Annotated in this window: 14 protein-coding genes; 4 read left to right on the top strand and 10 right to left on the bottom strand. The window is 47.6% G+C overall.

Annotation, left to right across the window (positions count from 1 at the left end; all coding sequences use genetic code 11):
* Window positions 1–73: 73 nt before the first annotated feature.
* The 4 genes from KJS65_RS00840 to KJS65_RS00825 all read right to left on the bottom strand — a co-directional run bounded on the left by KJS65_RS00840 (window position 74) and on the right by KJS65_RS00825 (window position 4,273).
* Window positions 74–676, bottom strand: a complete 603-nt coding sequence (locus KJS65_RS00840) for a response regulator transcription factor (RefSeq protein WP_213648174.1) — start codon at window positions 674–676, stop codon at window positions 74–76.
* Window positions 673–1,815 carry a sensor histidine kinase gene (locus KJS65_RS00835; RefSeq protein WP_244864343.1) on the bottom strand — a complete coding sequence of 381 codons (1,143 nt, stop codon included), beginning with the start codon at window positions 1,813–1,815 and terminating at the stop codon, window positions 673–675. Before KJS65_RS00835 ends, KJS65_RS00840 begins: the two co-directional genes overlap by 4 nt.
* A gap of 58 nt (window positions 1,816–1,873) precedes the next feature.
* Window positions 1,874–2,938: a Delta(5) desaturase DesA gene (gene desA, locus KJS65_RS00830; RefSeq protein ID WP_213648173.1), complete on the bottom strand. Its 1,065-nt coding sequence runs from the start codon at window positions 2,936–2,938 to the stop codon at window positions 1,874–1,876.
* Between the two features lie 264 nt (window positions 2,939–3,202).
* Window positions 3,203–4,273 (bottom strand): lactonase family protein, encoded by a 1,071-nt coding sequence (locus KJS65_RS00825; protein ID WP_213648172.1) that lies wholly within the window; start codon window positions 4,271–4,273, stop codon window positions 3,203–3,205.
* Between the two features lie 160 nt (window positions 4,274–4,433).
* Here KJS65_RS00825 and KJS65_RS00820 point away from each other — a divergent pair, with 160 nt between their 5' ends.
* Window positions 4,434–5,081, top strand: coding sequence for a 3'-5' exonuclease (locus tag KJS65_RS00820; protein ID WP_213648171.1), 648 nt, complete (start codon window positions 4,434–4,436; stop codon window positions 5,079–5,081).
* A 132-nt stretch (window positions 5,082–5,213) separates the two neighbouring features.
* Here KJS65_RS00820 and KJS65_RS00815 read toward each other — a convergent pair whose 3' ends face one another.
* The 3 genes from KJS65_RS00815 to KJS65_RS00805 all read right to left on the bottom strand — a co-directional run bounded on the left by KJS65_RS00815 (window position 5,214) and on the right by KJS65_RS00805 (window position 8,910).
* Window positions 5,214–6,191: an aldo/keto reductase gene (locus KJS65_RS00815; protein WP_213648170.1), complete on the bottom strand. Its 978-nt coding sequence runs from the start codon at window positions 6,189–6,191 to the stop codon at window positions 5,214–5,216.
* Between the two features lie 185 nt (window positions 6,192–6,376).
* Complete coding sequence (locus tag KJS65_RS00810; protein WP_213648169.1) at window positions 6,377–8,092, bottom strand: GMC family oxidoreductase; 1,716 nt, start codon at window positions 8,090–8,092, stop codon at window positions 6,377–6,379.
* A 23-nt stretch (window positions 8,093–8,115) separates the two neighbouring features.
* Window positions 8,116–8,910 carry a gluconate 2-dehydrogenase subunit 3 family protein gene (locus KJS65_RS00805; RefSeq protein ID WP_213648168.1) on the bottom strand — a complete coding sequence of 265 codons (795 nt, stop codon included), beginning with the start codon at window positions 8,908–8,910 and terminating at the stop codon, window positions 8,116–8,118.
* A gap of 152 nt (window positions 8,911–9,062) precedes the next feature.
* On the opposite strand from KJS65_RS00805, the gene KJS65_RS00800 reads away from it, so the two are divergent.
* A complete protein-coding gene (locus KJS65_RS00800; RefSeq protein WP_213648167.1) occupies window positions 9,063–9,779 on the top strand; it encodes a hypothetical protein in 717 nt (238 codons plus the stop codon).
* A gap of 72 nt (window positions 9,780–9,851) precedes the next feature.
* On the opposite strand, the gene KJS65_RS00795 is transcribed toward KJS65_RS00800, so the two are convergent.
* Complete coding sequence (locus KJS65_RS00795) at window positions 9,852–10,052, bottom strand: twin-arginine translocase TatA/TatE family subunit (RefSeq protein ID WP_213648166.1); 201 nt, start codon at window positions 10,050–10,052, stop codon at window positions 9,852–9,854.
* A complete protein-coding gene (gene tatC, locus KJS65_RS00790; protein ID WP_213648165.1) occupies window positions 10,045–10,803 on the bottom strand; it encodes a twin-arginine translocase subunit TatC in 759 nt (252 codons plus the stop codon). Before tatC ends, KJS65_RS00795 begins: the two co-directional genes overlap by 8 nt.
* Before the next feature lie 246 nt (window positions 10,804–11,049).
* On the opposite strand from tatC, the gene KJS65_RS00785 reads away from it, so the two are divergent.
* Together KJS65_RS00785 and KJS65_RS00780 are read left to right on the top strand one after the other, a co-directional pair.
* Entirely contained in the window at window positions 11,050–11,799 is a 750-nt protein-coding gene (locus tag KJS65_RS00785; protein ID WP_213648164.1) for an SDR family NAD(P)-dependent oxidoreductase, read from the top strand.
* Window positions 11,800–11,896: 97 nt separating this feature from the next.
* Window positions 11,897–12,310, top strand: a complete 414-nt coding sequence (locus KJS65_RS00780; protein ID WP_213648163.1) for a GNAT family N-acetyltransferase — start codon at window positions 11,897–11,899, stop codon at window positions 12,308–12,310.
* On the opposite strand, the gene KJS65_RS00775 is transcribed toward KJS65_RS00780, so the two are convergent.
* Window positions 12,307–12,912, bottom strand: coding sequence for a pentapeptide repeat-containing protein (locus KJS65_RS00775; RefSeq protein ID WP_213648162.1), 606 nt, complete (start codon window positions 12,910–12,912; stop codon window positions 12,307–12,309). The genes KJS65_RS00780 and KJS65_RS00775 overlap by 4 nt on opposite strands.
* Window positions 12,913–13,149: the final 237 nt, after the last annotated feature.

Below are 13,149 nucleotides of genomic sequence, written 5' to 3'. Positions count from 1 at the left end.
CCTGCCTCGGCAGCCAAAAAAACCGCCAAGTACATGGATTGTTGTACTTAACGGTTTTTTTCGAATTTTACAGTCATTTGAACCAGCCCTTCTCTTTAAAGCGCGTAATGGCTTCCACGCGGTTCGTGACCTGGAGTTTATCGAGAATGACGGAAATATAGTTCCTCACAGTTCCTTGCGTGATATACAATTGACTGGCAATTTCCTTGGTGTTTCTCCCATCCGCGATCAGGCCGATGACGTCCTTCTCCCGCTGGGTGAGCGGATTTTCCTCTACAGTGACATCATCATCCACCAGCTCCGAGGCATAGATTCGCTTTCCTGCCATGATACTCCGTATGGAGTCCGCCAATTCCTCACTGGGGCTGTCCTTCAGCAAATATCCATTCGCTCCGGCTTTAATAGCCCGTTCAAAATATCCAAACCGCGCAAAAGTCGTCAGGATCATCACTTTGCAGCCGCTGCCCTTCAGCTCCTCGGCGGCCTCAAGTCCGCTCTTCCCTGGCATCTCGATATCCATAATACAAATATCCGGCTTCAGCTGGAGAACCAGCTTCACGGCATCCTCACCGTTGCTTGCTTGGCCCACGACCTGCATATCCTCTTCCAAATTAACCAGCGAAGCAAGCGCACCAAGCACCATCCGCTGGTCTTCAGCGATTACAACTCGAATCACAGTACCACCTCCTTATTCGGGTGTTTCACGATGTTCGGCACTTTTATGATAATCTTCGTACCGGGGTCTTGGTTCGAAGCCACCGCCATGCTGCCGTTCACGAATTCCAGCCGTTCTTTCATTCCGCGCAGTCCACTTCCTTTGGCCAAAAGAGGATCCCCTCCCATACCAATTCCATTATCTATAATTTGAATTGTCAGCTCCGTTGTTGACGAATCAATGATGATCGAGCAGACCGTAGCATTGCTGTGCTTGACCACGTTCGTGACCGCTTCCTTCAAACACATGCTGAGCACATTTTCTACCAGAAGCGATGTGTTGCTTAGAATCGGGTCTCCTGTCAGCATGAATTCAATCTCCGCTGCCTTCAGGATCTGCTTGATGCGGAACATCTCATCCTCCAGGCGCGTGCCGCGCATTTTCGTAACCATTTCCCGCACCTCATTGAGAGCGTTTCTGGCCGTGTGACGCACATCGTTGATCTCAGCCTCCGCCTGGGCCGGGTTAGTCCTCATTAGTCTGCCTGCTAAATCACTCTTCAGCCCGATAAGGGAAAGCTTTTGTCCCAGCGTATCATGCAGATCACGGGCGATTCTCTGACGTTCCTCCAGCTTCACCAGCTCGGAAATCCGTTTGTTGGCATCCTCCAGCTGTATTTCAAGTTTTCCCCGCTTGTTCCGGTAGTATGTGGTAACGGGCAGGAGAATCACTGCGATGAGACTGATCAGCACAAACGGAATTTGCGTAATCATAACAGGATCTTTTGTAACGTAGCCATAGTTAATCGTCGCGATCGTCGTGACAAGATGAATGGTATACAGTACCACAAATCCAACCCGATGATGGAAATTGCCGATAAAAAACGCGACGAAGAGCGCGAAATATACGTAGCCAAAAAGCAGCGTCATCGCAATCGAGATCAGCATCTGAATGGATGTCCAGAAGTACACCAGCCAACCCTTTGAGACAAAGGACAGCACATAGCATCCAAAAAAGGCCAGAATCATCAGAACGCCAAACACCACATGAACCATTGACGAAGATCTAAAAATGAAATAGAAAGGGAGAATATAAAAGACAACCCACACATAAGGGCTAAGTCCAGTGCTCCTGTGGAATATTTGATACCATTTCTGCAAGGCATTTCCTCCATGGCACGATAGGTTACGTTTATTGTATCATAATCCGAGACGAAGGTTATTCCCCTTGCATGCTTGCCCTTGGACTTGGGCTTGGAACGGGTTTCGTTTCTCGTTTAGTTTGTCGCATGGAGCTTTTGAACTGTTTGAAGCTAATGAAAGCCTTATTCTGCTCATCCCACAGACGGAATCTCAAAGAAGCCAAGCTCGTTAGCAGCGTAATCGTCGTGGCCTTTTGCAGCGGCGGCGTTGCATTATGTGCTAACTCCAGGTTGTAATTAGGAACCTTCGGACTCAGGTGATGAACATGATGAAAGCCGATGTTACCCGTTAACCATTGCAGCAATTTTGGCAGTTTATAATACGAGCTTCCTTCCACCGCCGCCTTCACGTAGCTCCATTCGTCCTCATTTTCGAAATAAGAATCCTCAAACTGATGCTGTACATAGAATAACCAGATTCCGAGCATCCCGGAAACGAATATAATAGGAAGCTGAATCATCATAAATGCCTGCCATCCAACAGCCCAGCAGAGCAATGCATACAGAATTACAATCGAAGCGTTCATGACATATGTGTTGAGGCGTTCCTTCCGCTTCGCTCCTTTGCGGTTAAAACGGTATGACAGCACAAACACAAAAATCGGTCCAAGACCAAGCATGACCACCGGATTACGATAGATGCGGTAAGCCGTGCGGCGGATAAAAGATGCGGCAGCATATTCTTCCACCGTCATCACCCACATATCACCGATCCCCCGTTTATCCAGGTTACTGCTCGTCGCATGATGAATGGAATGCGTGTTTTTCCACTGTTGATACGGAACCAGCGTGAGGACACCCGTAATAGTACCGATGATTTCATTCGCCCGCCGGTTCTGAAAGAATGAATAATGACAGCAGTCGTGAAATATGATGAACGTCCTGATCACGAACCCTGATGCAATGATCAGAATGGGAAGGGTAATCCAATACGATACAGACAAGCTTAAATATGCGGAGTACCAGAGCAATAACAATGGCCCAAGCGTTGATATCATCTGCCTGATGCTCGACTTTGTATTGCTTTTTTCAAAGGGAGCCATCTCTTTTCTTAAATTCCTTACTTTCGATTGCTGCGTCATATGTCTTCCTCCCTGAGTGGATGCATGGAAAGCGTTCACGGCATATCCATGAACGTCTTCTATCCTCAGTATAGGAAGCAACTCGTTTCCCGGGTAGTCATGAACATCAGGTAGGGAGTATGACAAATGTCATATAGTCGATTGTCAAATCGGTGGAGTGCTTTTCGTTCTAGCTGCTCGCTATGAAGTGTGGTATGAAGAAAAAGCCCCGGTTATCCGGGGCTTCAAGCGCATATGCGCAAACGGCTATTTTACGGGAATGAATTAAAAACGGTCTGCCCACACGCATACCGGCTTCGATATCTCCACGGATTTTCCTGTGTAGGACAGCTTGCCGGTTTCCGAATCTCTCGTAAATACCACAAGATTGTTCGTATCCCGGTTCACAGTAAGCACATACCGGCCGCCCGGTACGATGGAGAAATGCCGCGGATGCTTGCCTTCTGTAGACACATGCTGGACGGTATCCAGCTTGCCTGTCTCCGGATCAACCGCGTAAACAACAATGCTGTCATGCCCACGGTTGGAACCGTACAGAAAACGTCCATCTTCCGACATCGTAATTTCCGCACAACCATTTTCCATATTTGCGTTTGCCGGCAGGGTAGATACCGTCTCAATCTCCGACAAAGCTCCCTTATCCGCAGCGTAGCGGAAAGCAGTCACAGTCGAATGAAGCTCATTGATGACGTAAGCGAATTCCCCGTTCGGATGGAACACCAGATGACGCGGTCCCGCGCCTTCCTTGACCTTGGCTTCTCCTTGCAGAACGAGCTTTCCTTCCGCCCCATCGATCCGGTATGTATATATCGTATCCAGACCCAGATCACAAACGAACAAGAAGCGTTGATCCAAGCTGTAGAAGGAAGAATGCACATGGGAAATTTGATCTGGCTGCTGCCCTTTATGCTCACGGATATCCAGCACCTGACCGACTGTACCGTCGTCCTTCAGCTCAACGAGACTGACCGATCCTTTATGATAGCTCGCGAGTGTCAAATAATGATTATCGCTGCTTCGCTGGATATGGCAGGAGGGTCCATTCAGTGCGTTTGCACGGCTTGTCTCCACAAGTTTACCTTCCTCTGGAAGGATATCAAATGAAACGGCATCGCTGAGTTTTGTTCCATCCGCAACAGCCGATTCACTGATTGCGTACAAGCGGCGCTGCGTTGTGTCCACATTTAGGAAGGTAGGATTTTTAAGTCCTGCCACCTGATCCAGACGGGTTAGCTCCCCATTCGTTTCATCAAATTCATATACATAAACGCCGTTTGAGGATTCCTCCGCATAAGAACCTACGAATACGAGCATACGTTGATTATCCACTGTCATGGTTATCGCCTCTTCACTTTATTTTTTACATTTAATTGTATCATTTTCAGTATGATTCCCGCAAAATCAAATGCAAGATTGTATTTCTACCACTCCTGCTATAGTATGGAATATACCTTTTAATCCGTTCTAACGATTTTATCAGTAAGGAGTTTTATATATGGATTTTGTTGCTATAGACTTTGAAACCGCGAATGCGAACCGTTCAAGCGCCTGCTCCCTTGGTCTTGTGGAGGTACGGGACGGCGCTATTATATCGGAACAATCCTGGCTTATCGATCCGGGACAGCCTTTTGATTACTGGAATATTCAAATACATGGCATCACGGAATCAATGGTTCAGGGAATGCCTTCTTTTGGCGAGCTTTGGCCAACGCTTGCGCCGCTGCTGGAAGGCAAGCATATCGTCGCGCATAACGCCTCATTCGATATGAGCGTGCTCCGCTACTGTCTTGATCAAGCTTCGATCGATTATCCGAGCTTTCAATATTACTGCACGTATTTGCTCAGCAAAAAGATGCTGAACTGGATGTCTTCCCATAAACTGAACGTACTTGCTGACTGGTATGGCATTCCGCTCCATCACCATGATGCGCTTGATGATGCCAGAGCCTGTGCACATGTCCTGCTGAACCTCATCCGGCAGGAGGAGCAGCCCTCTGCCGAACAGCTCTCACTTGCCCAGGGATGCAAAATCGGTGCCATGTATCCGGGTGGCTACAAGCCTTTCTCCGCACCGGCGAAGAAAAAACCGAAAACAGCCAAATCCCGTACACCGTTTGGTACGAAGAGTTCTTTTAGCGGGTGAACAAGATTGATATTATGCAGCGAAACGCCTTTTCATAAATAGTGATTTCACTAAAAGACCGGCCAAGGATAATCCTTGGCCGGTCTTTTTATATATATTATTTCAAATCGCATAAGGTCATGATGAAAATCACTACTTCTCCCTACCAATCGCACTCATATAGAGGATATACCATTCATCCCGGGTCATTAATCCAGCCTGGCGTTCAGCGTCCTTGCAGGCGGCAATCCGCTCCTCGTTTGATGTGCCGATAATGGGCTGAATCATCGCAGGATGCTTCATCAGCCAGCCCAGAACGATGGCTTCAGGCGTTGTTTCCTTCTCCTTCGCCATTTGGGAGATGAGCGCTGCGGTCTTCTGCACGTTTTCCGGCTCATGATCCAAGGAACGGCCCGAGAAACGGCCTTGAGCGAGGGGTCCCCATGCCTGCAGCTGGATGTTTTCCATTTGGCTGAACTCCATGATGCCTTCACCAAAATTTACGCCCGTTCCCTTTTGCTGATTCACGTAAATCGTCTGGTCTAGGAAATCCGTATGCGCAAGACTCATTTCCAGCTGGTTCACGGCAAGCTGATCCGGCAGGCTGCGCTGCAGAAAGCGGATCTGGGAGACATTCATGTTCGAAACGCCAAAGTAACGAACCTTGCCGGCAGCTTTCAATTTACTGAAGGCTTCGGCTACTTCTTCGGGCTCCACCAGCGGATCCGGGCGATGCAGCAGCAAAATATCCAGATACTCGACACCAAGCCGCTTCAGCGATTCGTCAACGGCTTCAAGGATATGCTCCTTCGAAAAATCAAAGCGACCTGGCGCGTTTTCATCCTGCAGACGAATGCCGCATTTGGACTGAATAATGATTTGTTCACGGAGCTCCGGACGATTTTTCAAAATTCCGCCGAAGGTCTGCTCCGCTTTGCCCTGAGTATAAATATTAGCATGATCAAACATATTGATTCCGATCGATAGGGCCGCATCAACGGCCTTTTCGGCTTTAAGGCGGTCCTCTTTCGTGATTGGATCATTGCGGTCCCAAGTGCCCCCCATAGGCATACAGCCCAGAACAAGCTGACTGGCTTCCACTCCGCGTTTGGCTAACGGCATGATTTTCATATAAGTCCCTCCTTAAATATCGAACTGCTTGTTTTATTATAAACAGAAATAGTATACTTCCAAAACATCCCAATACATAATTTCTACATCCACGTACTGCTATATAGTCATACATTAAAAGATTTCCACAACAAAAAAGGCCATGAGAGGAAAACATCCATTCATGGCCTTGCATTGATAGTTCCCTAAACGAGACTGCCGGGATTTTTATGATATTTGAGAATCCCTTCGGCTGCCCGGTAAGACAGTGCTCCCATCGTTCCAGTAGGATTGTAGCCGCTGTTATGCGCAAACGCAGAAGCGCCAATCACAAACAGATTTTCGGTATCCCACATTTGCAGGTAATTGTTCACAGCTGATGTATCCGGGCTGCTACCCATGACCACACCACCGGTATTGTGGGTTGATTGATAGGTTGTGATTTCATATGGCGCCAGTTCCGTGTTCGCGACGACTTTATCCGCACCCATCTGCTTCAGGATATCGCCGCATTTGGCTCCCATGAATTTAACCAGCTCACGATCCTGATCCTCGAAATCAAACGTGATCCGCATCAATGGATCGCCGAATTCATCCTTATAGGTTGGATCAAGATCCAGGAAATGGTGACGGAACGGCATGCAGGACCCTTGAGCTCCCACGTTGATGTGACGGTTTGCATATTTCACCGTAGCAGCCTTGTAGTCCTTGCCCCAGGTCGGTGTTCCCGGAGGAACCGTATTGTTCTGGATTGGCCGTGCACCTGTTTGGCTGTATGAGATGTTAGCCCCATGGATAAACTTCAGATCCTTATGGTCAAAATTGTCCCCGTTGAAGTCATCGATACACATGCCCAGTGAGCCCGCGCCAGCGAAGATGTTGAATTCCTTATCCTCGAAAAATCCGACACCCGCTCCCTTTAGTACCTGGTAGGCATAGTTTCTGCCGATAACGCCTGTTCCGGTCTTAGGATCATACGGCTTGCCAATATTGGACATGAGCAGCAGACGTGTATTATTGAAGACATAGCTTGTCATCACGACAATGTCAGCAGGCTGCTCGTATTCTTCTCCCGTCGTCGTATCAATATATAGCACTCCGGTTGCTTTACCGCCTTTATGTAAGATGCGTCTTACATTCGAATGTGTGCGGAGTTCAAACTTGCCGGTATTCTTTGCAACCGGGATCACTGTGACGACCGGATCCGCCTTGGCCCCATACTCGCATCCGAAACGTTCGCAATAGCCGCAGTATTGGCATGCTGCACGTGCAATTCCGTCCGGATTCGTATACTGTTCCGACAGGTTCGCTGACGGCATGTGATACGGATGATAATTCAAGCCTTTGCAGGAGTCGCTGAACATCTTCATGCCGGGTGTTGTTTTCATCGGAGGGGTCGGATATTTTTCCGACCGTTTACCACCGAGCGGATTTTCATCTCCGGATATGCCAGTCATTTTCTCGAATTTGTTGAAATAAGGCTCGAGCTGATCATACGTAATGCCCCAGTCCTGAATCGTCATGCCATCCGGAATTTTACTTTTTCCATAACGTTCAATCGTCTTCGATTTAATCTCAAAATCATATGGTAAAAACCGGAAGGTTTGTCCATTCCAGTGTACTCCGGAACCACCAAGCCCGTCGCCGAGCAAGAAAGAGCCGTATGAGCGCATAGGCAGCGCTTTGATCTTTTCATTTCCGCGAAACGTAATCGTTTCCCGGGACAAATCCTGAAACATCTCGTACCGCAGCGCATAGCGAAGTTCATCGTGAACCATATAGTAGTCTTCTGTTTTCCGCTCCTTGCCACGCTCCAGACCCACGACGGACAAGCCGCCTTTCGTCAGCTCCGACGCGATAATCCCGCCGCCCCAGCCGACACCTACAATTACAACATCTGTTTTAGGCAGTTTGGTTGCCATTCATATCACCTCTGATTTTAATTTTAGGAATGTGGTAGATGTTCTCTCAAGCTGACAGGCTGCATTTTCTCGAATTTATCCTGCTCGATGATTTTCGTATAGGACATCTGGTTGCCGGGGAAGTTCTTAAGCTTCCAGCCCGCCATATTCCCGTTTCCACCATACAGTGGATCCGCATAGGCGCCTTCCATGGTGCTTCCGAAAATCGTTTTGAAAAATCCGCTTGCGGAAATCGTGGTGAGCTTGACTTCATCCGTTTCAAAGGCTTTGAGCACGGTATCCTGCTGCTCAGGCGTAAGGTCCTTGAATTTTTTCTGGAATTTCTTATTGCTGTAGTTCTGCATTTCCTGAAGTCCAATATCAAAGATCTCTCTGCGCTTCAGGCGGCCCTGGTACCCTTGCGTCGTTTCGCCTTTGAAAAACGGCCCTTGCATATATTCTCTGCCGTTGACTCCCCATTCTCCAGCCAGTTGGTGATCGATAAAGTAAGCAACCCCAAGCTCTTTAGCCCCGGGTCCGTTATCATCCGCAGGGAAAATGCGTTCTGTGGCAGCCTCCATAATCAGAAATTGCTCCTGGGTGAAATGCATAAGCGCCTGGTTAAAATTGACCGCTTCGTTGGCAGGAGCTTTTTCTGTTGTATTTCCATTATTATTATTATTGGTTGTGGATTTGTTTGGAGAACGCAGCAAGCTTCCTACAACTCCACCGACAATAAGACCACCCACGGCATATCCAGAATTTTTCAAGAAATTCCGACGGGAATGATCCGGTTCTTTATGATCCTTCAAATCCTGTTCTTCGGTTTCGTTAGCCATAAAAGCAACCTCCTACTTAATGTGAGTGTTTTCCAATACAGATTGGGTTTAACATCATTTTTTTGTTATTTTGTCGAAAAATCCCACAAATAATACATCTTCCAAAAGATAATCATAATCATATCTTCAACATATCCAGGGAGGGATTTTAAATGAAAGGATCATGGGCAAAAATGGCCGTTCCCGCTTTCTGTATTGCGATTGCCATGACCGGCTGTAACACCAACATGCATCAGAAGGCGCAAACAAAACCTGTCAGAATTCAATCCAACACGCATCATACGAACATTACGGAAAGCCATCCTCATGTGAACAGCATCAAGGTGATTCCAAGATTTGATGGAGAAAAGGTCCGCACGACCAACAAGAATGGAACGACTTATAGTGGTATGGGCTCGGGCATCTACAGCCGCATCGGCACATCCAGCCTGCATGATACTCCCGAATCCAAAACGCTTGAAAATCGCTTAGAAGCTGCGGGCATTACAGGAATTAATGTGCTAACGCTCGGAGACTCGGTATATATTGGTGATCCTGAAAAGCATACCCATACGAGGAACTCCAAGCCTCAGCCCCATAAGGTACTGAGCCCGAATGAAGGTGCATCCGGCAAAGGCTATATGAGCCAAAAGGGAACGGGCTACTCTATCGGTCAGCGTGACATCACTGAAACTAACCTGAGCTTGATCCGCCAGGAGGTTGAAGGCGTCTACGGCAAAAAAGTGAAAATTTACACGGTTCACGATGCCAAGGCGATCAAGGCCATTGAAAAAATCAAAACTGCGATGCGTGCAGGAACTCCGGTCAATAAAATGAACGGTGAGCTGCAAACCATCAAAAAGAATGCCAATTTGCATACCAGCAAATAAAGCGGGCTTGATATATGAACACCTCCTCTAGCGCTAAGGGCGTTATAAGGAGGTGTTTTTCTTTTTAAAAATTTAATTTTTCTCAGCTAGCTTTTCCGGCTCAATCGTTGCCTCGTTTGTAATTTCCTCAACAACGCCTTTTGTCGACGAACGGAATTCCCGCAGTGTATCTCCTACAGCCCTTCCGAGCTGTGGAAGCTTTGATGGACCGAACACAACCAGGGCAATCGTCAGAATGATGAGCAGCCCCGGTAATCCGATATTGTTAAACATGGTTGGTGCCTCCCTTCGGATCAATTAATGGATTCTCCATCTCCTTCCGGTGCAGGTACCACCGGGAAACAAGAATACTGAGTTCAAACAGCATAATCAGCGGAATGGTCACAGACAGATGGGACACAAAATCTGGGGGTGAGATCATTGAGCCGACAACAGCGAGAGCTAGATAGACATATTTCCTGGCTTTTCTCAGCAATGCTGGCCTGAGAATTCCAAGCCGGGTCAAGAACAGGACAACTGCCGGCATTTCAAAAGCCAAAGCGAGTGGAAACACGACGCTGAACATCAGTGAAAAATACCTGTCCATTCCATAAGTCTCCACCGCTCCAACCGTTTTGTTCATCTTGGAGAGAAAAGAAACCATCATCGGAAATGCGACATAAAAGCTGAATGCCACCCCGACTGAAAACAAAACAAAAGCCATCGGAACGAACCAGAAGGTTTTTCTTGCCTCATCATCGGTCAGACCGGGCCGGACAAATGCCCACACATGATAAAGCGCCAGCGGAACGGTGAAAAACACAGCCACCAGGAAGCCGCATTTCATGTAAATGAACATGCCATCCGTCAGGGAAAACACATTCCACGCGATATCCGCGGCGGCAGGCCGGTTTTTAATGTACAGCAGTACTTTAGGCGACATATACAAGCCCGCAGCCAGTGTCAGGATAAAAAAGAGCATCACCCAGATCAGACGTTTTCGAAGCTCTGTCAGGTGGGTAATCCACTCATCACTGTTAATCAATGAACCGCCTCCTCTTGTAGCGCCTGCTGTGACAAGATTGAGTCGAGGCTCTGGCGCTCAGCGATAATGTATATTGTATCCAGAATTTGCAGAATTATAGCTGAATATGTCGGAAATACGCGAGACATATGATTAGCTCTATGTCCAGTGTTGTCACAGGTTCTCCACAGATTTGATTTGCAAATAAGTAAACATTACAATAAACAAGTAAGTTACTTAATTATCTATTTTTGAGGAGGCCTGTACATGAAATTCACAGACAAAACAATCCTTGTTACCGGCGGCGCAGGCGGTATTGGTAAAGGTATCGTTACAGCACTTGCTAAAGAAGGAGCACACGTTGCATTCTTTGATATTAATGAGGAAAAAGGTAAAGCAACCGAAGAGGAAATCAGCAAAATTTCCGAGTGCATGTTTGTAAAAGTGAACTTGATGGAGAAGGACGACGTCGTAGCAGGCTTTCAAAAGGTGATTGATAAATACAAGACCATTCATGGTCTCGTAAACTGCGCACAAGCATCCATAAATGTACCTTTCTTGGACACTACGGAAAAGGAATTCGAGCTTGCCTTCGGCACAGGTTTCTGGCCTACATTCCATCTTATGAAGCTTAGCTATCCTTACTTGAAAGAAAACGAAGGCTCGATCGTCAACTTCGCTTCCGGCGCAGGGCTGAAGGGCATGTTAACACAAACGTCATACGCCGCAGCCAAAGAAGCCATTCGCGGCATTTCCCGCGTTGCAGCGAATGAATGGGGTCCAGACAACATTAACATCAACATCGTGTGCCCGATCGCAGCTTCGGAAGGCGTTGCAGAATGGAGACAGCACAATGCCGATGCCTATGATCAAATGGTGAGTGCGATCCCGCTCCGCCGACTTGGCGATCCGGAGCAGGATATCGGCCGCGTTGTTTCCTTCCTTCTGAGCAAAGACGCCAAATTCATGACAGGCCAAACGATTATGGTTGACGGCGGAAGCGTCATGATGCGCTAATTCGATAAGAAAGAATGCAAAAGGCATCCGGGCTGGTGACAGTCCGGATGCCTTTGTTTTATGATGAATCATATAAGTGAAGAGAGGATGCTGCATCATGAATGAACAGATTACAATCGGATATGAGCCTCCAGAAGCGGAGGAGTATGTAGATCTTCGCCTCAAGGCAGGCTTAAGCGGCAAGGATATGGAGGCATCCCGCCGGGGACTGTCCAATTCCCTGTTCGCCGTTACTCTCAGACTGGACGGGGAACTGATCGGCATGGGCCGGGTCATCGGCGACGGCGGCTGCATGTTTCACGTCGTTGATATCGCCGTATCTCCTGCGTATCAAGGCAAAGGGCTTGGTAAAAAGGTGATGTCTGAGATTACCGCCTACCTGGATCGGAATGCGACCAAAGGGGCTTACGTCAGTTTAATGGCAGACATACCTGCAGACCGCTTGTACCAGCAGTTCGGCTTCGAATATGGAGCACCCGCGTCCGTCGGCATGTATAAAAAATACCCTTAATCCACCTTTGCCCCATAGGAGCGGGCCACATTCACGGCCTGCTCCAAATCTATCCGCACACCTGTCAGATCAAACGCACGATAGTCTATCCTATCCATCTTCGCTCCTCTGAGATCGGCTCCTTTTAACACCGCCTTGGAGAGCTTGGCCCCTGTCAGATCAGCCTCCCGCAAATCAGCCTTTTGAAGATTGCTCTCACAGAGGTCCGCTTCCATCAATCGGATCCCCTTCAATTGCTGCTTGGACAAATTCACCTGCCGCAGATTCGTGTATGACCAGTCTCCCCCTTGAATCGTAATCCCGTCCAATTGAGCCCCGGAGAAATCACTGCCGATCATCTTGCAATCCTCAAATTTGGCTACGAATAGATTGGTTCCGGCAAACCGGCAGTTTGTAAAAGCAGAACGCGCATGTAAGGATGCGTTAAAGGTTGCTCCGCCAAAATCACATTCAATAAACTGGCAGCCTCTTGTCCATATTTCATCCATCGCCGTGCCGCGGAAGATACATTTGATAAAGGTGCAGCCCTTCAGTTCTCCACTCTTCAAATCTGCCTGACTGAAATCCACTCTCTCATATTCCTGGTCTATGTATTGGAACATAATCATGCTCACTCCTCATTATTCATGATCCTGCATTTTTTGATCTTTTTGCTCATCGTAACAAACATACGTTCCTTCCACAATGACGTATCCGGCATATTATTTTTGCAATACCCGAAAAATGCAACCCTAAAAACGAAATTTCACACCTGTTTCTTCCTTCCATCCCAGCCTACAATGGAAAGTACATAATGAAAGCACTTACACTAGGATTTTGCAATAATGCCATTAGGCGGT

This window comes from Paenibacillus sp. J23TS9, assembly GCF_018403225.1.
Taxonomy (GTDB): Bacteria; Bacillota; Bacilli; order Paenibacillales; family Paenibacillaceae; genus Paenibacillus_AQ.
Note: the sequence above shows the minus strand (reverse complement) of the source record. Positions and strands in the feature narration are given on the sequence as shown.